This window comes from Alteromonas sp. ABV2_168 (assembly GCF_056161165.1).
The window spans coordinates 65,016-86,144 of sequence record NZ_JBSWYQ010000012.1 but is presented as its reverse complement, the minus strand read 5'-3'; the positions used below and the strand labels follow the sequence as shown (position 1 = coordinate 86,144).

Genomic DNA, 21,129 nt, shown 5'->3' with positions numbered 1-21,129 from the left:
GGTAGTCAACCTATGGTTGGGATTGTTCGGTTGTTACCAGGTTATCCTGTAGTAATTCTACGTGTTCAGCCACCGTGTCCGGTTGTTTGAAGTAGCCGATGTGATAAATCGCTTCGCCTTCCTGCGCCAGCGGAATATTCTGCTTACCTACAATTACACCATCCATAGGACTGTACATAATTTCCAGTACCTCACCGAAAGGATTGGAAATCGTCGCCAGCTTGTCACCTTTAACAATATGGTCACCTAACTGGGCGATATGATTCACCAGACCACTTTCCGGTGCCCGCACCCAGCCACTTTCTCTGGCAATAAAGCGCTTAATGTCGTGACCTTTACTGCGACTCTTGTTCAGCATGCCCACGTGGCGCATGGTGTTAATAATGCCTCTTACGCCGGCGCGGATAGAAAACTCGTCATAACGCAGTGCCTGGCCAGCCTCGTACAACAGAATTTTTACGCCATCTTCGCTGGCGGCCTGACGCAGACTGCCATCTCTCAAATCTGCGTTCAGTAATACCGGTACACCAAATGCTTTCGCCATTCCCAGCACTTCCGGATCGTCCAGATTCGCGCGGATCTGCGGCAGATTACTGCGGTGTATGGCTCCGGTATGCAGGTCGATGCCGATATCACACTTACTCACCACTTCTTTAAAAAAGAGGTTCGCCAGACGGCCTGCCAGAGAGCCTTTTTTGCTGCCTGGAAAGCTGCGGTTCAGATCTCTGCGGTCAGGCAGGTAACGTGACTGGTTCAGTACACCGTACACATTCACCATAGGAACAGCGATAAGTGTTCCGCGAAGCCTTTCAATAGCTTTGGAATGAATAAGACGGCCCACAATTTCAATGCCATTCAGTTCATCACCGTGGATAGCCGCCGACACGAACATAGTCGGGCCGGGTCGTTTACCTCGTTTTACATAGACCGGAATACTCATGTTGGTAGCGGTATAAAGCGGCGGCATTTCAAGCTCAATCTTTTTGCTTTCGCCGGGCAGAATACGCTGACCACCAATTTCCAGTGCTTTTTCTGCCATTAACCTTTACCTCGTGTACGGGTGTTGCCCGGTTTTGCTGATTTGGCAATAAAGTCGATAATCATGCCCGCCACATCTTTTTTGGTGGCTGCTTCAATACCTTCCAGACCCGGTGACGAGTTTACTTCCATCACCACCGGTCCATGGTTAGAGCGGAGAATATCTACACCACAGCAATTCAGACCCATGGTCTTTGCCGCTGCAATAGCCGTTTTTCTTTCTTCCGGTGACAAGCGCACCAGACTGGCTGAGCCGCCCCGGTGCAGGTTAGAGCGGAATTCACCGGGCGCCGCCTGGCGTTTCATGGCCGCAACCACTTTATCACCGACAACGAAACAACGGATATCAGAGCCACCGGCTTCTTTGATGTATTCCTGGATCAGAATGCTGGCATTCAAACCCATAAAGGCCTCAATGATTGACTCTGCGGCTTTCTGGGTTTCCCCCAGTACCACGCCAATACCCTGAGTACCTTCCAGTAGTTTAATTACCACCGGTGCGCCACCCACGTTTTTAATCAGATCTTCAATGTTATCCGGATGATGGGCGAAGCCTGTACGTGGCAAACCAATGCCTTTACGGGATAACAGCTGCAATGAACGTAATTTGTCCCGCGAACGGCTGATAGCAACCGATTCGTTAATACTGTAAGTCCCCATCATTTCGAACTGACGGACAACAGAGGTGCCGTAGAAACTGACTGATGCACCGATACGGGGGATAACCGCGTCATAGAACGGCAACCGCTTACCTTTGTACCTTACTGAAGGCCTGGCACTGGTAATATCCATGTAGCAGTGCATGGTGTCGATAATATCGACTTCATGGCCTTTCTCTCTGCCTGCTTCCAGTAGCCGGCGGGTGGAGTAAAGTTTAGGATTGCGGGACAGAATTGCGATACGCATAATTTTTATTACACCTGTAATGGTAGAATAAGGGCTGCTGCATCCGGCGAACAGGTGCGGATGAAAACACAGACAGACCAAAGCTTTAGTTGATAATATAATACGAACCGGACATAAGAGGTGATATAATTTTGCCTCTTTGTCATTTTCATTTTTTGTCGTGTCGATAACTCAGTATAGGGAACCCGGTCAGGGGTTGTCCGGTTTACTTTTTTTCCGGTTTTTGTGCCCCGCAAACGCGACAATTAACATCTGTTCAGGAACTTACCATGCAGTGGTTGGAACAAGTGACGCGCTGGCTGGAAACTTACCAGACCAACGTGATTTGGACAGCGGTCATGCTGTTGCTTTATTTGCTGATGACCCGTTTTGCCATCCCCCGTCTCGAAAAGAATGTAGAAAAGAGTAAACTCAAATCTTCCAGTGCGCTGAAAGGGTTGTTTACTGCCAGAATTTTAAGTGCCACTGTCACCCTGGCGTTAATACTGATTGCCTGGGGAGTGGATATTTCCGGCCTGCTGGTGCTGTCTACGTCAATTCTTACCTTACTGGGTGTTGCCCTGTTCGCGAACTGGTCGCTGATCAGTAACGTTACCGCATACTTTATTCTGCTGACGAATGTGACATACCGGCGGGGGAACTATGTGCGTATTCTCGATGGCGACAACTTCATTGAAGGTTACATAGCCGACATCAATTTGTTCAACACCCGTCTGGTCACGCAGGATCGCGAAACGGTGCTGTATCCGAATAACCTTATTCTTACCCGGCCTGTTCTGGTTAATCCCAAGGGGCGCTGGGGAACATTAGGCAAGGTCACTGCCGCTAACGGTACGAACGTGCAATCAGCAGACAGCCAGACGCCGGTACAGCCTGTTCCGGCCACTTCACCCGTTCAGGGCGAGGGGCAAAGCCCGCCCAAAGCGTAAATTTCTTCTCCGGAGCCAGCCGGCAATCTACTGCTGCCGTGGCTCCCTGCGGCTATCTTTTATATGCCGGGTCAAACTTTGTAATAACGCTCTCAGTTTGGCTGGTTTTAAAGGCTTGGTGAGGTAGTTCACGCCCTGTTCTTTACACTGTGCAATCAGACTTTCTTCATGATTGGCCGTGACAAGAGATGCCGGCACGACGATATTCAGATGCCGGCGGATAGCCTCAATCAGGTCCAGCCCGTTCTGGCCCGGTCCTAACTGATAATCCATTAACAGAATTTGCGGCGAGAATATATCTGCCTGACGTATCGCGTCGTCCCAGTTATTCGCCAGCACGACTGTGACTCCCCATTTTTCCAGTAAGGTTTGAAGTGCATCCAGGTTCTCCTGCTGATCATCTACGCACAATACACGGACCCCTCTGAAGGTTGAAGAACGGCTCAGTTTGGTTGGATCAGTCTGACGGCGGGGCGACGCCTGGCCCATGGTCAGGGTGAAACAACTGCCTTTGCCCGGCACTGAGGTCACCTGTATTTTACTTTGCATCTGCTGACTGAGTCTGCGTACCACTCCCAGACCCAGGCCAACACCGTGTTCAGCGGATTCGTGGGTACGGTAAAAGTCACTGAAAATCATGCCCTGTTGCTCAGACGAGATACCGATACCCGTGTCCCTGACTTCAATCAGCACACGATCGCCCCTGGGACGTACGGTGAGCAGTACCTTACCGGATTCTGTATACTTCACTGCATTTGACAGCAAGTTTTGCACAATACGGTACAAGAAGGTTTTGTCGCCGAGTACCCAGCAGTCCCGGATCCTGGCCCGTAACTGAAGACCTTTCTCCCTGGCCCGCATACCCATTTCGTCGGTTAACTGAGACAACAGGGCGGGAAGGTGTACGGCTTCCACAGAAGGTTTCAGTTCGCCCTGATCCAGACGGGATATGTCGAGCAGGGTGCCGATAAGCGCTTCACTGGAGGTGACTGAATGATTCAGCTTCGTAACGATATCTTTAACCGGTGCAGAAAGTTCAGCTTCTTCGAGCGCGGTCACATAAAGCTTCGCCGCATTAAGTGGCTGCAAAACATCATGACTGGCCAGCGCCAGAAAACGGGTTTTGCTGGCGTTAGCATCTTCTGCCGCTTTTCTTGCGCGGATAAGTTCTTTTTCAGCTTCAGAGCGACGCTCTATTTCCAGTCTCAATTCGGCATTGATGGAGTGTACTTCTTCCGTGCGCTTTTTAATTCTGGCTTCCAGGTTGATGTTCGATTCTTCCAGCGCCTGCTGAATTTCGATGTGACCGGTGATGTCATTGAAACTGGTTACAAAGCCGCCGCCGGGTAACGGGTTGCCGACCATTTCAATCACACGGCCATCACTGCGCTGGCGGGTAAACCGGTGAGGCGTACCGGAGCGTAAATGTTCCAGCCGTTTTTCTATCTGGATTTCCACATCACCGGCACCGAACTCACCTTTCTCTGCGTTATACCGCACCAGCTTTTCAATCGGTGTACCCACTGCCAGCATGCCGTCAGGATAGTTATATAAAGCGGTATAGCGTTTATTCCAGGCAACCAGATTCAGGTGCTTGTCTATCACACTGATCCCCTGATCCATATTCTCCAGCGAAGTGAGCAGGGCAGTCATGTTGAACTGCATAGCCTGAGTCGTATCGTCGAAGAAGTTAATGATTTCGGTAAAATCCAGCTTCTTTCCTTTCAGGATGGAGTCGATTAACGCTTTAGCACTGGATGCACCGATTACACCGCCTAGTGCCCGTTCGGAAAAGGCCATAAAAGATTCATCGGGCGTTTCGTCACGGTTAATTTTGCAGTGATTCAGTTGCTGATATTCTTCCACCAGTTGCTCACACCGGCCGCTGCCCATAAACGTGGACAGCAGAGTAATGAGGTCAGCAATGGTCACATGGGTGTTGTGCCGGCGGTTCGATGCCGTTCTGTTATCTGCCGGAGAAACGAAGGCTTCCGCCTGGATCCGGTCAACTAATCTTGCAGGAGCAAAAAGCGAAAAGCCGATGTAGGCAGCAAAATTTGCAGCAAGGCTGATTAGTGCTCCCTGGCTGATTTGTTCGTTTTGCTGCAATGTGGTCGCGCTGTCATTCACCAGCGGCAGCACCAGCCAGAGTACCCAGGTAACCAGTCCGGCAACCAGACCGGCATACACACCATGAGCATGAGCACGTTTCCAGTAAAGCCCGCCAACAATGGCAGGAATGAGCTGGATCACCAGTGAAAAGGCAATCAGACCGATGGAGTGTAGCGAACGGCTATTGGTCATTTGCTGGTGGTACAGAAAAGCCAGCAACAGAATAAGGCCAATGACAATACGCCGGATCAGCCGGATACGCCGGCCATAATCTTTATTGCCCGGGTTACTGTGTTTGGTTAGCAGAACCCGCGGCAGGATCACGTCGTTTGTCAGCATGGTACTTAAGGTCAGTGTGGCGACGATGATCATGGCGGTGGCGGCCGACAGCCCGCCAATAAAGACAATGATCTGCAACAGCGCTGACTCCGAGTAAATTGCCATGCTCAGTACATAGGTATCGGGCTCCACATTCTGCCCTGCAAATATGGCATTACCGGCAATGGCGATGACCGGAATGACTGCGGCGGTGATCCCCAGATACAGGGGAAAAAGCCAGCGTGCTGTTTTCAGGTGCCCCAGGCTCAGGTTATCTATAATTGCCACGTGGAACTGTCTTGGCAGGCACACTACCGCCGCGGCGGCCATGATTGTCTGGGATATAAAGGAGTAAGAGCCGAACTGCGACAGGGCTTCGTCGCTGAAAAAAGTATTGAACTGCTCAGGATTATCAGTGGCTTGCCAGGCGCTGTAACCCACAATGGCCACCAGCACCAGCGCGGTCAGTTTGATACTGGATTCGAACGAAATGGCCAGCATCAACCCCCGGCGGTACTCTGTGACATCGGTTTGTTTTGTGCCGAAATAAATCGCAAAAATAGCGATGAACAGGGTCGCCACAATAATGATGAAGTGGCTGTTCGGTTGCTGCGTCAGTAGCTGAAATGTTGAACCGATGGCCTTAAGTTGCAGTGCGATATAAGGAATGGTCGCCAGCAGTGCAATAAGTGTTACCAACAGCGCCACACCCTGACGTTTGCCGTAGCGCGAGGCAATAAAGTCGGCAATGGTATTGATGTGCTGCTTTTTACTGACCAGCGTCATTTTATAAATAAACTTATAGCCCAGCACGTAAACCAGTACCGGCCCTAAAAGAATAGGCAGATATATCCAGGTGTCACGACTGGCAGATCCGACCGCACCAAAGAATGTCCAGGCGGTGCAGTAAATGGCCAGTGCAAGGGAATAGATAGCGGGATGGGACGTCAGCCAGCGTGCGGTGGGGGAGTTTTTGTCTCCCCAACTGGCAATATAAAAGAGAAAAAACAGATAAACCAGTGCAAGTGAAACCCAGGCGAATGTCATAGTTTTATATACATCCTTTTAACATGTCTGTATGTATTATACTCACTCTATAATCCTCCTACCTACGACCATGGTCTCATTCCTCGAAAGCCAAGCCGCGACTAGAGTATAGAGAAAGCGAGACCCGACAGGGTTTTTGCGTGGTTTTTGACAAAAGTAAACAGAAAAAAGATTACTGAGGCCACACAAAAATCCGGTCGTTAGATAAATGTAAAAATAAAACATCCACTTAACCTGACATGAGGACGGAAAGATGGCATTTAGAAATGAAGACGACAAGCAGGCGTACTGGAAGGAGAACCTCTCCCTCCTCGCCAAATTGTTGGTGATTTGGTTTGTTGTGTCATTTGGCGCAGGCATCATTTTTGCCGATGCACTTAACCAGATCCAATTCTTTGGATTCAAACTGGGCTTCTGGTTTGCACAACAAGGTTCCATTTATGTATTCGTAGTACTTATTTTTGTTTATATGGCAAAGATGAATGCACTGGATAAAAAATACGGCGTAGACGAGGAGTAGGCCCATGGATGTTCAATTACTGACCTTTATCATCGTCGGCGCATCTTTCGCCCTGTATATCGCTATTGCGATTTGGGCCCGTGCCGGTTCAACTAACGACTTTTACGTAGCAGGTGGTGGTGTACCCCCTGTCATGAATGGTATGGCGACAGCCGCTGACTGGATGTCTGCTGCCTCATTCATTTCCATGGCCGGTTTGATTTCCTTTATGGGATACGACGGTGCCGTTTACCTGATGGGCTGGACCGGTGGATACGTACTGCTGGCACTTTGTTTAGCACCTTACCTGCGTAAATTCGGTAAGTTCACTGTACCGGATTTCATCGGTGACCGCTACTACTCGCAGACTGCCCGTACCGTGGCGGTATTCTGTGCCATCTTCGTTTGCTTTACTTATGTAGCAGGCCAGATGCGCGGCGTGGGTGTGGTATTCAGCCGCTTCCTCGAAGTAGATATCGTAACTGGCGTGGTTATTGGTATGGCAATCGTATTCTTCTACACCGTACTGGGTGGAATGAAAGGCATTACCTATACACAGGTTGCTCAGTACTGCGTTCTGATTTTCGCTTACCTTGTACCTTGTGTGTTCATCTCCATGATGGTTACCGGTCATATCCTGCCACAAACTGCATTTGGCGCCACACTGGCCGACGGGTCGGGGATATATATGCTGGAGAAACTCGATAGTCTCTCGGTGGAGCTGGGCTTTAATGAGTATACCAGCGGCACTAAGAGTACCATTGATGTGTTCTTTATCACCTTCGCCCTGATGGTGGGTACAGCCGGTCTGCCACACGTTATTGTTCGCTTCTTTACCGTACCTAAAGTACGTGATGCCCGTAAATCCGCTGGCTGGGCGCTGTTGTTCATCGCCATCCTGTATACCACTGCGCCGGCACTGGCTTCCTTCGGTCGTGTAAACATGATTGAAACCATCAACGGTCCTGATATGGCGGGTACTGATTATGCTGAGGCTCCGGCGTGGATTAAGAACTGGGAAAAAACCGGCCTGATCACCTTTAAAGATAAAAACGGTGACGGCAAAATGTTCTATGCAGCGGGTAGCATTGATGATCCGGCGAGCAAGAACGAAGTGAATGTTGACCGTGACATCATGGTACTGGCTAACCCTGAAATTGCGAATCTGCCGGCATGGGTTATCGCCCTGGTTGCTGCGGGTGGGGTAGCTGCGGCGCTGTCTACCTCTGCGGGTCTGTTGCTGGTAATTTCCACTTCAGTGTCTCACGACCTGTTGAAACGTAACTTTGCACCGAATATTACCGATAAGGCTGAGCTTTTCTATGCCCGTCTGGCTGCCGGTGTGGCGATTGCAATTGCCGGTTACTTCGGTATTAATCCGCCGGGCTTCGTAGCACAGGTGGTCGCCTTTGCCTTCGGCCTTGCTGCCTCCAGTTTCTTCCCTGCTATTATCATGGGTATCTTCAGCAAGCGCATGAATGGTGCAGGGGCAATCTCTGGTATGGTGGCGGGTATTGCGTTCACTGCGGCCTATATCATTTACTTCAAGTTTGTGAATCCGGCAGCGAATACGGCTGATAACTGGTGGTTCGGTATTTCACCTGAAGGTATCGGTACGCTGGGTATGATTGTTAACTTCGTGGTTGCCTTCGTTGTCTTCAAGATGACCGGTGAAGCACCTGCAGAAATCCAGCAAATGGTAGAGGATATCCGTTATCCGAAAGGTGCAGGTGAAGCGTCAGCGCACTAAAACCTGTTGCACTTAACTACTGACGACAGAAACTGTAAAGCTCACCCTCAGCGGTGAGCTTTATTCTTTTTGAGGATTAAACAATGAGCGTTGTGCCACAACAAGTCACAGACTTTCTGAAAACCTCTGCACCTTTTGATCAGTTGAATGAAGAAGAGATGATTCATCTGGCGAAACAAGCCAGCCTGATTTACCTCACTGCTGACAACACAGAGACATTGCTGAAAGAAAATGAAGGGCGGTTGTTTCTGATCCAGAATGGTCAGTTTTCGGTGAAAGACGCAGAGCAGAGTGAACGTCACCTCAGCGAGGGAGATTATTTCGGTTATCCGAAGTTGCTGGATAACATAGATTACCCCTTGTCGGTAAAAGTCGATAAACCCGGGCTGGTGTATTGTTTCACCGCCGCTGCGTTTCATCATGCCCTGAGTTTCCCTGCGATTGCTGATTTCTTTCACGGTACCCGTACCGGTGCATTGCAAAATCAGGCTGTCGTGGAATCTAACTCCATGTGGCTATACAAGGCACTGCATGAGGTCATTGAACATGAGCCAGTTCAGGCGGCAGAATCTGTCAGTATTCAGCAGGCCGCGCAAATCATGTCGGAAAACAAGGTGTCTTCTTTGCTGATCACCCGTGACGAAAAGCTGGTGGGTATTGTAACCGACAGAGATCTGCGCAACCGTGTAGTGGCAAAAGGCGCTGATATTTCTCTGTCTGTCGCTGACATTATGACGGCTACGCCGGCCATGATTCATCAGTACCGGACCATGTTCGACGCTATGGCACTGATGAGTGAACGTAATATCCATCACCTGCCGGTGGTGGACAGGAACAGTCGTAAACCGCTGGGAATGATCACCGCATCAGATATTGTCCGTCACCAGCGGGGTAACGTGCTTTACATCATCGGTGAATTGTCGAAAGCCGATAACCTCTATGAACTCACCCGCCTGTCCTGGCAAATGCCACACTACTTTGCCACCCATGCAAAACGGCCCGGTGACTTCGATATTGCCGGTAAAGTATTGTCTCAGGCCACGGATATTATGACCCGCAAACTGATACATTATTACCAGCGGGAACACGGACCGGCACCGTTGCGGTACAGTTGGGTGGTGTATGGTTCCCAGGCCCGTGAAGATCAAACAATGGGCTCAGACCAGGATAATGGTCTGTTACTGGAAACCACGCCGTCTGACAGCCAGGCAGACTACTTTGCCGGCATGGCGGACTATGTATGCAATGGTCTGGCGAAGTGCGGTATCAAGTTATGTGACGGCAATATCATGGCATCGAATCCGGAATTGCGTTTGTCACTGGCACAGGCTGAGAAGGAAGCCGGTGAATGGGTCAGGCAACCTACGTCTAAAGCGATTATGCATTTCAATATTTTTCTGGATGCCCGCTGTGCTGCGGGAGACGCAGAGCTGTTCAGAAAGATGCAACTTGTCAGAGTGCCGCTTTTGAAGCAAAAGATGTTTCTGGCTGCGCTGGCGCGTCACAATAATGATATTCCCGTCCCTCTCTCGATGTTTCAAAAATTTGTTTACGAGAAAGGTTACGAGGAAAAGGATGTGATTGATTTGAAGGTTAAGGCCATCGCAATCATCAATAATCTTGCCCGCATTTATGCGCTGGCAAACGGCTTAACCATGCCCTCTACACTGGCACGGCTGGCGGCATTGCCGTCAGGTTCCGGATTGTCGACTAAAGATGCGCAAAATCTCCGGGATATCTGGCTGTTTCTGAACCGTCTGCGCTGGCGTCATCAGTTGTCCGGCAATGTCACAGACAACCGGGTATCAGTATCTTCATTGTCATCCATAGAAAAGCATCAGCTTAAAGCCGCGTTTAAGGCTATCGACAGAGCGCAGCAGGGTGCGGTGATGAATTTCTCCGGAGGCATGAGCTGAGCATGCTGAGTATGTTAAAGCGCTGGTTGGCAGGAGCCCCGCCACTGCCGGAAGGCTGGGCGGAGAAGTCGCTGGCAACGCTGCCGTTACTGGCCGTTGATCTGGAACTGACATCACTGGATGTCCGTGAAGCGCAAATTACCTCTGCCGGCTGGGTAGAAGGACGGGGAAGTCACATAGATATCAGCCGTTGCTTTTATTCAGTTGTCAGAACCAGTGCGGATCTTGCCCAAAGCCCGGTCATCCACGGTCTTACCGGTGCCGACATAGCGCAGGGGGCGCATATTAAAGAGGTACTGGAGCAACTGGTCGGTTATGCCGGAACGCATTTGTGGGTATGTCACAACGCTAATCTGGATTTAAGCGTGTTACAGGCGGCATTGTCGGCTCAGCAAATATCCTGTCCGCCGGTGGTGGTACTGGATACGTTAAAGCTGGCAGTCTATCAACTTAAAAAGCACCATGAAGTACTGCCGCCAAACAGTGCAACGTTAACGGTTTGCCGGCAGCGCCTGGGGTTACCTGCTGCACCAGCTCACAATGCGCTGGATGATGCTATGGCAACCTTGCAACTCTGGTTTGCGCAAAATCAGGTGCTGAATGGCGGGAAAGTAGTCAGTGTTGGCGATTTACTGCACACTCAGGCCATTTCTTGCAAAAAAATGGAAAAAAACTGAATTTGTTGATTGACAAAGACACCGAACATCCGTAAATTGCGCATCCACAACGAGACGGGGCAAACGCCCGATACACAAAGTCTCTTATGCCCAGGTGGTGAAATTGGTAGACACGCTAGCTTCAGGTGCTAGTGCTCTAACGGGCGTGGCGGTTCAAGTCCGCCCCTGGGCACCATTTTTTATACTCTTCTTTAGTAAATTTCAAAGCAGTACAATCTATATTCTCAGCAACCTGCTGATATTCTGCAAAAAATTCATTATTTGTCTGTTTTAGTTATTCTTTTAGCTGTTTCAGCGCAAATTACTTATAAACTTATTATTTTGTTCCTTTTGTTTTGATAGCGGAAACGCTTGATTCCCCGCCGTATTATTAGACGAAAGTTCAGTGATTAGTCATGTTGGTCATAACAGCTTATCGAAAACTATACTTTATAAAACTGTCATATCGGTAATATCATTGACATTAACCAATGGGTTATTGGATTTATAAATACTTAATAATTTACCGGAAATGGTCAGCAGAACTCCTTCTTCACTACATTCAGCACTCTTTTCACTGCATCTGTATAAGTATGCCTTTTCCGGCCTTGCTTTTATCAGTCTGATGCTGGTGACGTTCAGCTATTCGCCGTTTAACCTGGTCACTGAAGATGTGCTTGCCAGTGGAAGCGTGGTGGATGTAGCCGGCTACCGGGAAGAAAGTCAGTTTGAAAAAACAAAATCAGGCTACGTTCTCGACTGTTCTGTGTCTGAGCCAAGGTTATTTGAATTATGTGGTTTAACATTCAAATACATTGCCGCGGATAACACTTCATCACTGCCTTCATATGCGAATCTGGACGAAGTTGAAATAGATGCATTCATTGAGACAGATAACCCGGGGGCTCAGCACCGCGCCGGTGTGACATTTATTTCGCTGAGGGATGACGTTGAGTACGACGAAGACGATCTCAGTACCAAGCGCTTTCAGTCCGTCTATTTTTTACCTGATGACGGCGTACAGCTTATTAACCGTGATCGCATCGTGGTGGATGCCTGGTGGGAAAAGCACTATCAGGTACCCTACGACATCGCGGCAAGTGATTTGTCTGCGGTAGCCAGTATTTTGGTGTCGGTTGAAACGTTGAATCAACTGGATCCCGGACGCTATAAACTGTATCTCAATAGTTTCTTGTTAAAACATCACATCATTACACCTGCATCGGTGAATTTGTTTCTCGCACTGATTTGGCCGGCGGTAATGCTGGTTTTTCTGTGTCACTTTGTTGTCATCAAGCGGGTAGAAATGCAAAAGCTCCAACTGCTCGCAGACAGAGACCCCGACTCGGGATTTATTAACCTGAATGGTCTTAAGCGACTTTATCCGGGTAAGCTGAATAGCCCGCTGACGATTGTGAATATCAGAGTGAGGAATTACCTTGCCCTGCAACGGGAATTCTCAAAGGAAACGGTCACATCACTGATTAAAGCCACATTTGGTCCTTTCACTCAGGACAAACACCGTGAAGCATTTCTGGTCCGGAAGCAGGATGAGAATATCCTGCTGGTGCTGAAAGACTTCGACGAGGCTTTCTTCGGTAATTTAATCTCGGCTTCCCGGAAAGGGGTGAATATTCCTTCTCTGGGGCATTTAAGACTGGATGTAAAGCTGGGGATTGCCCGTGGTGAGAGAGGGATGACTGTTGATGAGTTACTCGCTCAGACGACTATTGCCATCGACGCGATCATGGACAACGAGCTTGGCTATAAAATTTATCAGCCTGAACTTAAGAAAGAGTATCGTCAGGCGAGATTCGTTGAGCAGGAACTGCGGATCGCACTGGCGAACAAAGCCTTTCATCTGGTCTTTATGCCTGTTTACGACAGTGAGGAAAACCGGATTGCCGGTGCAGAAGTGTTGTTGAGAACGTCCCATTTGCCCCTTAAGAGCTTTTCTCCCGAAGTTTATATCAGAGTGGCAGAAAAGGCCGGACTCATTCGTGAAATAGACTTCTGGGTGCTTGAGCAGGCTATTCTGGCATTACAGAAGATCCAGCAGCCGGATTTTGTCTTATCGGTAAACATTTCTTCAAAAGAGTTGATGGATACCCGGTTTGCGGAAGAGCTCAGCAGGCTGATTGACCAGTATCATTTCAGGCCGGGCAGTCTGTGTCTTGAAGTCACAGAAACCTTCTTTATTGATGTAAATACCATCTGTTTTGAGTCTATTCAGGCCATCCGGAATCTTGGCGTTAAGTTATCGCTGGATGACTTCGGTACTGGCCATGCTTCTCTTCAACATTTGCTGAATATGCCGGTTAATGAAATTAAAATTGACCGAAGTTTTGTGTGGACGCTGGAGAGTGAAAAAAGTGCAGTGATTGTGGATGCTATCGTGTCGATTGCCCGCATATGTCAGTATGACGTGGTTGCAGAAGGGGTGGAGACCGCAGAGCAGCTGGATAAACTTATTGCATTGGGTTGCCGTTATTTCCAGGGGTACCTGATTGCAAAACCGGACTCACTGGATGCACTGTTGCGCTTTTGTCATGAAGTACGGCATAGCCCTGCGATGATTCAGAAAATAAGGGCTACCGGTTAGCGGTATCCTGATGCCGGAATTCAGGCGGCGGGGTTACCGGGAGCCGTTATGTTCAGTATGCGCCGGATTTCCGCAATCACATCTTCAATTTGATCTGCAGTGACATGCTCCGGCGCTGTTTTCAGGGTCTGATCAATTTGCTGCAGGGTGTAAAACAGTCTGGTGGCACCCACTTCTCCGGAAGATCCTTTCAGTGAATGCAGTGCAAGGTGCTGATCTGCTATCTGGTCTTGCGGCAGTGCTTCCAGCATGGTCAGCATCTCCCCGGCCTGCTCAGTAAACATGACCAGCACTTTGTTATACAGGCTGTGATTATTTGCCAGCCGCGATAATGCGGTTTCTTTATCTAATACCGGAAAGTCATTCATCCTGCACCTACCCGTGATTCTCCGTCCGGACCGACAAACGCATAGGAGTTACGGCCGTTTTCTTTTGCCAGATATAAACACTTATCGGCCGCAAGCATGGTTTCATCAATCATGTCTGCAGAGTTCGGGTGATAAGTTGCAGCACCGGCACTGACGGTTAAAAAACCGGAAGGAGACAGGGCGTGAGCTATATGCTCAGTACTCACTGTCTGAAGTATGCGCTCACATACTGTTTGCGCGCCTTCTTCATGGGTGCCCGGCAGGATAATCAGAAATTCCTCACCACCTACCCGAACTAACCTGTCCATCGGTCTTAGCAGTGAGCCTTTCAAAGCCTTGGCAATTTTCCACAAGCAGGTGTCACCTTCAATGTGGCCATACTTGTCGTTGTACTGCTTGAATAAATCAATATCGAAAATCGCAATCGAGAGCGGTGTTCCTGTGCGATCAGCCTCTCTGACAATATCCGGTAAGCTTTCTTCAAGATAATGCCTGTTAAAGCAGCCTGTTAGCCTGTCGGTATAAATAAGCTGCTCAAGCAGGTCAGTTTTTAGTTTATGGGCCAGGTGAGACTTTACGCGATTTATCAGTGTGGTGGCATTAACCGGCTTTTGCACAAAATCCACGCCACCGGCATTCCAGCACTTTTCCTGCTCTTCATCGGACACTGAAGCAGTAACGAAGACGACGGGAATATGCTGGGTTTTAGGGTTGTTAGCCAGTTGACGACACGCTTCGTGGCCATCCATATCGGGCATAAAAACATCCATAAGGATTAAATCAGGCAGGGTTCTGCTGCAAAACTCCAGGGCTTCTTCTGCACTGGCAACAGAATCACAACGGGCCACGTTCTCCAGCAACGTCGACATGACCAGACGACTTGACGCCTGGTCATCAACGATAAGAACATGACAATCTGCCAGTGAGCGGGAAGTCGACCGGATTACCACCTGATTACTCCTTTGGTTGTACTCATTCGACCACTATAAATGCCACATTAACGGCAAGCCAAATTTAAGTAAAACTTTTTATTTTCTATGAACGGATTATTTAGCCAAAACTGTGTACAACTTTATATCTGTAAGCTCTGCCACCGCAGCAACATATTGTGCCAGTTCATCGGGCATCGCCAAATCTTTAACCATTGTCAGGTTTCTTAAAACCGGGAAAACAAAGATATCATTCCATCCCAACTGGTTCATTTGCTGAGCCGGCAAAGGGGGGGCAGGCATATCTGCCAGTGCAACTTCTACTGCCTTTTTATACTTCTCTGTATTATCAAAAGCCTCTTCAAATGACATACCTAGGGATTTCTCTTTCTTCTTCCTGAAATACTCGCGGGCTTCTTCTGTTGCAAACTCCGGCTGCTCAATCATGACATTACGGGGAAACAGCAACGCATTTATTTCAAACGAGACGGATTCCAGGTATTTGGTATACTTTTCCGGTTCTGTCTTCGGTAACAACTTCTTCCCCGCAGGGGCCATTTCAATCAGCTTTTCGACAATATCCAGGCTTTCACCCATGGCTGTGCCGTCGTCAAATTCCAGAATAGGAACCATTTTTGCGCCGATGAGTTTGTGACAGGTCGCTTCATCATCATTAAGCAAATACGACTTTTTATGCTCTATGCCCAGATAGTTAGCTGTCATGTCTGCGCGGACACAATAGGGGCAGTGCAGGTACTGATGTAATGTAGGCATTGTTACTCCGTAATCCGGTAGTTAATTGTAGACTATATTGAGAATGATACTTCTTTAAGTTTGATTTTTCTGTCAATACGCGGCAAACACACGTTTGTTCGACGTGATACCGTATATTATTTGATACTACTACCGGTGTTTACGGGCAGAACTGAAAAAAGTTCGCCGTCCCGGAGGGGCTGACGATATGCAGGAACTAGTAGCGTGGGTCAGCCGGAAAATAAGATCAGAGAGGGGCAGGGGGCAACCCGGTCAGCGTTGCCCTTCCAGTTCCTGCCACAATGCAGCCAGTTGTTGACTGACCTTGTGTGAAGGCGCGAGATACGGAAGCGGAATACGTTTCGAATGGGACTCTTTCACTTTTACTGTACTGTTAATTTTGCTGTCCAGCACAGGTAAGGATTTCTCTTTGAGTGAAGCAATCAGTTCTCCCGGTAACTTTGCCTGCGGGTTAAACTGATTAATGATGATGCCCTCCAGCTCCAGCTCCGGATTATGATCGGTACGCAATTCCAGAACGTTGTCGAGCAGACGGCCGATAGCCTGAACAGAGAAGTCATCGCAGTCAAAAGGGATAATGAAGCTGTCTGCAGCAATTAATGCAGCCTTGGAATAGAAGTTGAAATTGGGCGGCGTATCAATGTACACGCGGTCAAAATCTTCCTCCAGCGTTGCCAGTGTTTCCTTCAGCTTAAACATCTTATAACGGGTTTCCAGTTCCCGCTCCAGCTCGGTAAGGCTGGGATGGGCGGGTAAAACAGACAAGTTTTCAAATGCTGTTGGTCTGACAAAAGCCGATGGCGGCTGAGGTTTGGAAAACCAGCCAACAACCTGTTTAAACATATCTGCAACAGTGAGGCTGTCATCGTTTATATCCACCCCGCAGTAATGCGTACTGTTTCCTTGGGCATCTAAATCGACCAGTAGCGTTCTGAACCCGTTTCTGGCACTTTCCGCGGCTAAATTAGCACTGATAGTCGACTTTCCCACGCCCCCTTTCTGATTGAACACGACACGTTTCATTGGATCTCCGGTGAGAGTTCGACGGTAAGGTTAAAATATGTCCGATTTTGGTCACTGTTGTAAAGGGATCAGCGGTTCACATTGAAAATAATCAGGGTTACCGGTGAGATTTCCGGCTCTGCGATGAACGGTTGAATATACAGTGTGAATTAAATGTAAAATAATTGTTATGAGTTATACTTGAGTCACGCCAATTGAGCAGGGGTGACGATATGAAGCAGATTCGACTTTTAACCGGTATGCTGTTTGTTGTCCTCATGTCCGGCTGTGCATCATTACCGGAATCCTTTACCGCCAGCGAATTGCCCCTCAACGATGACGTATTTACTCAGTACCATGAGTATACGCCGGAATCCGCAGACGAAATATTTAAGCTTGATGCTGCTGCCAGAGAATTTGTCGATAATTCACAGTCACCTTTATCCGGCGACGGAGACAATCTTAAGAATTTGATCCGACAAATCTTCGATGGCGGAGAACTGGGGATCCGCTATATCACCAATGCGAACACTATCGCTTCTGAGACATTTGCGAACCGTGCCGCGAATTGCCTGTCGCTGACTATCATGGCGAAAGCCATGGCGGATTATGCCGGGTTTAATGCCGTATTCTACGAAGTGGATATTCCGGAGTACTGGACCCGCCGCAGCGGAGTGAATTTACTCAATGGTCATATTAATTTGCGGGTATCCGTTGCGGACACGCTGAGAAAGAACCAGATTTCATCGCATTTCATCGATGTGGACTTTGATCCGCAGACCATCCGCTCCCATTTCCCCCGTAATGCCATCAGCAAAGAGAAAATCACGGCTATGTTCTATAACAACAAAGGTGCTGATGCGTTGCTCAACAATGACGACATAAAAGCCTATGCGTATTTACGTGCAGCCGCTTTGCTCTATCCTGAGTTTGGTTCCACATGGGTGAACCTCGGGGTGTTGTACCGGCGTCACGGATTACTGGACAGCGCCCGTGAAAGCTATGAGCTGGCACTGAAGCTCGACAGTGAAAACTTAACCGCATGGGAAAATCTGGCGTTACTGCATGAACTCGAAGGTCGTACAGCGCAAGCCAGAGACATTGCCAGAAGTGTGCGTAATAAACGGGAAAGTAACCCCTTCTATCACTTCATTCTGGGTGAAGAGGCGCTGGATTTCGGTGACGCGGAGCAGGCGCTTATCCATTACAACCGTGCCCGCAGGCTGGATAACAGCCGCCATGAAATTTTTTTCGGAATGGGGAAGGCGCACTATGAGCTGGGCAATATAGACCGCGCCGCTGACTTCATGAAGCTGGCGGCTAAGCATGCGCAAAACCGCCAGGATGAATATCGTTACATGAGTAAGCTGTCTGACTTACAAAGCGCCCGTTAGATAACGCCAAGCTCTCTGAGACGTTCCTGCAAATAGGAATGTGCAGTATGTCTTTCTGACAACACTACATCAGGGCGCGGGTGAAGGAACAGGGGTAATGAAATCCGTGACTTAGTCATGTCCGTTCCGGCAGGATTAATCACCCTGTGAGTGGTTGACGGGAAATAATGCCCTGATGCTTCCTGCAACATATCGCCAATGTTGACGATAAGGTTACCAAAGTCACAAGGCACATCAATCCAGCTGCCATCTTTACCTTTAACCTGTAAACCCGGCTCGTTCGCGGCGGGCAAAATGGTGATAAGGTTAATGTCTTCATGGGCTGCCGCACGGATAGCATCCGGTTCTTCATCACCCTGGAACGGCGGATAGTGCAGAACCCGTAGCAGGGTCTGATCACTGTCTTTGATCATATTCGACAAAGGCTGACTGTACAGCTTACTGACTTCAGCCGGCGAATGCTTCTCAATCCAGCCCAGTAACTCTTCTGCCAGCGTGTTAGCTTTTGCGTAGTATTCCGCCAGTTGAGGACGCAACGCTTGCGGGCACTGACCCCAGGGATAGAAGTGGAAGTACTCTTTAATATCTTTTTTGGTAAATCCTTTTGCCACTTCAGATACGCTTTGCGGGAAGAATCCGTCCTGAGTCCCTTTGTTGTAGACGTAGTTATTCTTTTCTTCGCTGTCGAAGAAAGTTTGCCAGGACTGATAAATGCCGGTCACCATTGCCTGGCTGATTGGGTGATTTTTCAGTACGCCAAACCCTGTCTCACGGAGGGATTCTACGAATGCTTCCTGTGCACCGGGAGCCTGATAGTCAACAGCTTCTAATTGCATAACGATACCTTAATTAAATGACCGCAGAATTATAGGGAATCCCGCGTCTTCGTAAAAGTAACGGCCTTTGATATACGTCAATTACCGTTAGGTTAAGTGGTCAGTTTTCGTTACAAAGCTGACCATTTAGTCTGGTTTGTCTGGTTAAAAAAGTGAGCCACGCTCACTTTTTTACGGTGCCGGGTGTATCCGGCTCAGCCAAGCGAGAGATAAAAGCCGGCAAGTGATGCACTCATCAGGTTCGACAGTGTTGCGGCGAAAACCGCTTTCAGACCCAGTTGTGCAATTTCTTTACGGCGGGTTGGCGCCATTGCACCAATGCCTCCCATGAGAATAGCAATGGAGGAGAAATTCGCGAATCCGCACAGGGCAAAGGTAATGATTGCCTGAGACACTTCGGATAATTCACTTTGATGCTTAAGGAAGTCGAGGTATGCCACGAATTCGTTCACCACAAACTTCTGACCGATGAAACTGCCTGCCAGACGAGCTTCTTCCCAGGGAACACCGATGATCCAGGCCAGCGGCTGTAGTAAGTAGCCTAAAATGCCCTGGAAGGTTACATCCTCATAGCCAAACAAGGTGCCTGTCCAGCCGATAAGACCATTCAGCATGGCGATAAGTGCCACGAATGCCAGCAACATAGCACCTACGTTCAGTGCCAGTTGCAAGCCTGATGCAGCACCGCTGGCAGCCGCGTCGAACACGTTAGCATAGCCGGTTTCAGACGCATCAATCTCTTCCAGTCCGTCCTTCGCTTTCTCAGTTTCCGGCAACATGATTTTTGCCATCAACAGGCCGCCGGGAGCCGCCATGAAGCTGGCCGCCAACAGGTATTTAAGCTCCACACCCATGCCGGCATAACCCGCCATGACCGAGCCGGCAATAGACGCCAGGCCGCCGACCATAACAGCGAATAACTCAGATTTTGTCATGTGGGGGATAAACGGGCGGACTACCAGGGGGGCTTCGGTCTGGCCAACAAAAATGTTGGCCGCGGCGGACATAGACTCAGGACGACTGGTACCCAGGACCTTTTGTAAGAAGCCGCCAATGAGTTTGATGACCCAGCTCATCACACCGAGGTAATACAAGACGGCAATTAATGATGAGAAGAAGATGATGACCGGCAGCACGTTGAAGGCGAAAATGAAGCCGAGGGATTTGTCACCGACCACGCCGAAAACAAAATTAATGCCTTCCTGACTGTAGCCGATGATGTTGCCCACGAAGTCAGTCATACTGAGCAGTAATTGAATGCCCGGCTCAAAATAAAGAATAAATGCGCCGATCAATGCCTGAATCGCGAATGCTCCGCCCACTGTGCGCCAGTTAATATTCCGGCGTGCAGAGGACAATAAGAATGCAATTCCGGGCAATAGCAGTATGCCCAGTAAACTCACCATAATGACGTTCCTTTGTTATTGTAATGCCTGTTGTATATGTGACTTGATCACATCCAGGGCGATTTGGTTTTTGCCACCTTGTGTAACGACGACATCTGCTGTGAACCTGCTTGGTTCGATAAACTGATGGTACATCGGTTTTACCGTTGATTCGTATTGCTTGGCAATGGATTCAAGGGTACGGCCACGCTCTTTAACATCACGCATCATGCGGCGCATAAGGCAAATGTCGAGCGGTGTGTCGATGAAGATTTTTACATCGTAGTGAGGTAATAACTCTGGTCTTGCCAGCAGCATAATACCTTCAAGAATGATCACCGGAGCCGGGTTCAGACGCTCTGTTTCCGGTAAACGTGTATGGGTTTTAAAGCAATAGTGCGGGTAATCAATGGGTTCGCCATTGCGCAACGCCTGCAGGTGCGCTTTCAGCAATTCGTGTTCGAATGCATTAGGGTGATCATAGTTATTCTTCTCCCGCGCTTCCATTGGCAGGTGGTCCTGCGCACGGTAGTAGTGATCTTCCCGTAATATTTGTACTGGGCGACCTTGCGCACTGAAGGCATTTAACAGATTTTTAGTAAAAAGTGATTTCCCGGAGCCCGAAGCTCCGGATATAGCGATAATTAATGGCGACTGCATAACTCTGG

The 21,129-nt window shown here is 48.9% G+C and carries 17 protein-coding genes and 1 tRNA gene; 8 read left to right on the top strand and 10 right to left on the bottom strand.

Annotated elements, in window-relative coordinates; all coding sequences use genetic code 11:
* Positions 1–10 precede the first annotated feature (10 nt).
* Complete coding sequence (locus ACXAH4_RS17065) at positions 11–1,039, bottom strand: succinylglutamate desuccinylase/aspartoacylase family protein (protein ID WP_119502606.1); 1,029 nt, start codon at positions 1,037–1,039, stop codon at positions 11–13.
* Positions 1,039–1,944, bottom strand: coding sequence for a 30S ribosomal protein S6--L-glutamate ligase (gene rimK, locus ACXAH4_RS17060; protein WP_119502605.1), 906 nt, complete (start codon positions 1,942–1,944; stop codon positions 1,039–1,041). The genes ACXAH4_RS17065 and rimK overlap by 1 nt, the downstream gene beginning before the upstream one ends.
* A 269-nt stretch (positions 1,945–2,213) precedes the next feature.
* Here rimK and ACXAH4_RS17055 point away from each other — a divergent pair, with 269 nt between their 5' ends.
* A complete protein-coding gene (locus ACXAH4_RS17055) occupies positions 2,214–2,873 on the top strand; it encodes a mechanosensitive ion channel domain-containing protein (protein WP_474846200.1) in 660 nt (219 codons plus the stop codon).
* Positions 2,874–2,900: 27 nt separating this feature from the next.
* Here ACXAH4_RS17055 and ACXAH4_RS17050 read toward each other — a convergent pair whose 3' ends face one another.
* The gene (locus ACXAH4_RS17050; protein ID WP_474846198.1) at positions 2,901–6,350 is read right to left on the bottom strand and encodes a PAS domain-containing hybrid sensor histidine kinase/response regulator; all 3,450 of its coding nucleotides are present in this window, start codon (positions 6,348–6,350) and stop codon (positions 2,901–2,903) included.
* Between the two features lie 253 nt (positions 6,351–6,603).
* Between ACXAH4_RS17050 and ACXAH4_RS17045 the strand changes: the two genes are divergently transcribed.
* The 6 genes from ACXAH4_RS17045 to ACXAH4_RS17020 all read left to right on the top strand — a co-directional run bounded on the left by ACXAH4_RS17045 (position 6,604) and on the right by ACXAH4_RS17020 (position 13,773).
* On the top strand, positions 6,604–6,870 hold the full coding sequence (locus tag ACXAH4_RS17045; RefSeq protein WP_303574923.1) for a DUF4212 domain-containing protein: 267 nt from the start codon (positions 6,604–6,606) through the stop codon (positions 6,868–6,870).
* A gap of 4 nt (positions 6,871–6,874) precedes the next feature.
* Positions 6,875–8,599 carry a sodium:solute symporter family protein gene (locus ACXAH4_RS17040; protein WP_474846196.1) on the top strand — a complete coding sequence of 575 codons (1,725 nt, stop codon included), beginning with the start codon at positions 6,875–6,877 and terminating at the stop codon, positions 8,597–8,599.
* A gap of 83 nt (positions 8,600–8,682) precedes the next feature.
* Entirely contained in the window at positions 8,683–10,515 is a 1,833-nt protein-coding gene (locus ACXAH4_RS17035; protein ID WP_474882745.1) for a DUF294 nucleotidyltransferase-like domain-containing protein, read from the top strand.
* Between the two features lie 2 nt (positions 10,516–10,517).
* Positions 10,518–11,192 (top strand): 3'-5' exonuclease, encoded by a 675-nt coding sequence (locus tag ACXAH4_RS17030; protein WP_474882744.1) that lies wholly within the window; start codon positions 10,518–10,520, stop codon positions 11,190–11,192.
* Positions 11,193–11,280: 88 nt separating this feature from the next.
* A tRNA-Leu gene (locus tag ACXAH4_RS17025) sits at positions 11,281–11,367 on the top strand.
* Positions 11,368–11,703: 336 nt separating this feature from the next.
* Positions 11,704–13,773 (top strand): EAL domain-containing protein, encoded by a 2,070-nt coding sequence (locus tag ACXAH4_RS17020; RefSeq protein WP_474846190.1) that lies wholly within the window; start codon positions 11,704–11,706, stop codon positions 13,771–13,773.
* Between the two features lie 20 nt (positions 13,774–13,793).
* Here the strand turns inward: ACXAH4_RS17020 and ACXAH4_RS17015 are convergent, their stop codons facing one another.
* The 4 genes from ACXAH4_RS17015 to ACXAH4_RS17000 all read right to left on the bottom strand — a co-directional run bounded on the left by ACXAH4_RS17015 (position 13,794) and on the right by ACXAH4_RS17000 (position 16,867).
* A complete protein-coding gene (locus tag ACXAH4_RS17015) occupies positions 13,794–14,141 on the bottom strand; it encodes an Hpt domain-containing protein (protein WP_474846188.1) in 348 nt (115 codons plus the stop codon).
* Positions 14,138–15,091, bottom strand: a complete 954-nt coding sequence (locus ACXAH4_RS17010) for a GGDEF domain-containing response regulator (RefSeq protein WP_474882742.1) — start codon at positions 15,089–15,091, stop codon at positions 14,138–14,140. The genes ACXAH4_RS17015 and ACXAH4_RS17010 overlap by 4 nt, the downstream gene beginning before the upstream one ends.
* Before the next feature lie 96 nt (positions 15,092–15,187).
* Positions 15,188–15,844 carry a glutaredoxin 2 gene (gene grxB / locus ACXAH4_RS17005; RefSeq protein WP_474882740.1) on the bottom strand — a complete coding sequence of 219 codons (657 nt, stop codon included), beginning with the start codon at positions 15,842–15,844 and terminating at the stop codon, positions 15,188–15,190.
* A 252-nt stretch (positions 15,845–16,096) separates the two neighbouring features.
* A complete protein-coding gene (locus ACXAH4_RS17000) occupies positions 16,097–16,867 on the bottom strand; it encodes a ParA family protein (protein ID WP_474852648.1) in 771 nt (256 codons plus the stop codon).
* Between the two features lie 212 nt (positions 16,868–17,079).
* Here ACXAH4_RS17000 and ACXAH4_RS16995 point away from each other — a divergent pair, with 212 nt between their 5' ends.
* Entirely contained in the window at positions 17,080–18,240 is a 1,161-nt protein-coding gene (locus tag ACXAH4_RS16995; RefSeq protein ID WP_474882739.1) for a tetratricopeptide repeat protein, read from the top strand.
* On the opposite strand, the gene ACXAH4_RS16990 is transcribed toward ACXAH4_RS16995, so the two are convergent.
* The 3 genes from ACXAH4_RS16990 to udk form a co-directional block, all read right to left on the bottom strand.
* Positions 18,237–19,076, bottom strand: a complete 840-nt coding sequence (locus tag ACXAH4_RS16990; protein ID WP_119502593.1) for an isopenicillin N synthase family dioxygenase — start codon at positions 19,074–19,076, stop codon at positions 18,237–18,239. The two genes, ACXAH4_RS16995 and ACXAH4_RS16990, sit on opposite strands and share 4 nt — an antisense overlap.
* Positions 19,077–19,270: 194 nt before the next feature.
* Positions 19,271–20,482, bottom strand: a complete 1,212-nt coding sequence (locus ACXAH4_RS16985; protein ID WP_119502592.1) for a NupC/NupG family nucleoside CNT transporter — start codon at positions 20,480–20,482, stop codon at positions 19,271–19,273.
* 15 nt (positions 20,483–20,497) lie between these two features.
* Complete coding sequence (gene udk, locus ACXAH4_RS16980; RefSeq protein WP_119502591.1) at positions 20,498–21,121, bottom strand: uridine kinase; 624 nt, start codon at positions 21,119–21,121, stop codon at positions 20,498–20,500.
* Between the last annotated feature and the right edge of the window lie 8 nt (positions 21,122–21,129).

Bases quoted from the DNA above. Each gene is read 5' to 3' on its own strand.
- ACXAH4_RS17065 (WP_119502606.1), bottom strand. From the start codon at position 1,039: ATGGCAGAAAAAGCACTGGAAATTGGTGGTCAGCGTATTCTGCCCGGC.
- rimK (WP_119502605.1), bottom strand. From the start codon at position 1,944: ATGCGTATCGCAATTCTGTCCCGCAATCCTAAACTTTACTCCACCCGC.
- ACXAH4_RS17055 (WP_474846200.1), top strand. From the start codon at position 2,214: ATGCAGTGGTTGGAACAAGTGACGCGCTGGCTGGAAACTTACCAGACC.
- ACXAH4_RS17050 (WP_474846198.1), bottom strand. From the start codon at position 6,350: ATGACATTCGCCTGGGTTTCACTTGCACTGGTTTATCTGTTTTTTCTC.
- ACXAH4_RS17045 (WP_303574923.1), top strand. From the start codon at position 6,604: ATGGCATTTAGAAATGAAGACGACAAGCAGGCGTACTGGAAGGAGAAC.
- ACXAH4_RS17040 (WP_474846196.1), top strand. From the start codon at position 6,875: ATGGATGTTCAATTACTGACCTTTATCATCGTCGGCGCATCTTTCGCC.
- ACXAH4_RS17035 (WP_474882745.1), top strand. From the start codon at position 8,683: ATGAGCGTTGTGCCACAACAAGTCACAGACTTTCTGAAAACCTCTGCA.
- ACXAH4_RS17030 (WP_474882744.1), top strand. From the start codon at position 10,518: ATGCTGAGTATGTTAAAGCGCTGGTTGGCAGGAGCCCCGCCACTGCCG.
- ACXAH4_RS17020 (WP_474846190.1), top strand. From the start codon at position 11,704: ATGGTCAGCAGAACTCCTTCTTCACTACATTCAGCACTCTTTTCACTG.
- ACXAH4_RS17015 (WP_474846188.1), bottom strand. From the start codon at position 14,141: ATGAATGACTTTCCGGTATTAGATAAAGAAACCGCATTATCGCGGCTG.
- grxB (WP_474882740.1), bottom strand. From the start codon at position 15,844: ATGCCTACATTACATCAGTACCTGCACTGCCCCTATTGTGTCCGCGCA.
- ACXAH4_RS17000 (WP_474852648.1), bottom strand. From the start codon at position 16,867: ATGAAACGTGTCGTGTTCAATCAGAAAGGGGGCGTGGGAAAGTCGACT.
- ACXAH4_RS16995 (WP_474882739.1), top strand. From the start codon at position 17,080: ATGAAGCAGATTCGACTTTTAACCGGTATGCTGTTTGTTGTCCTCATG.
- ACXAH4_RS16990 (WP_119502593.1), bottom strand. From the start codon at position 19,076: ATGCAATTAGAAGCTGTTGACTATCAGGCTCCCGGTGCACAGGAAGCA.
- ACXAH4_RS16985 (WP_119502592.1), bottom strand. From the start codon at position 20,482: ATGGTGAGTTTACTGGGCATACTGCTATTGCCCGGAATTGCATTCTTA.
- udk (WP_119502591.1), bottom strand. From the start codon at position 21,121: ATGCAGTCGCCATTAATTATCGCTATATCCGGAGCTTCGGGCTCCGGG.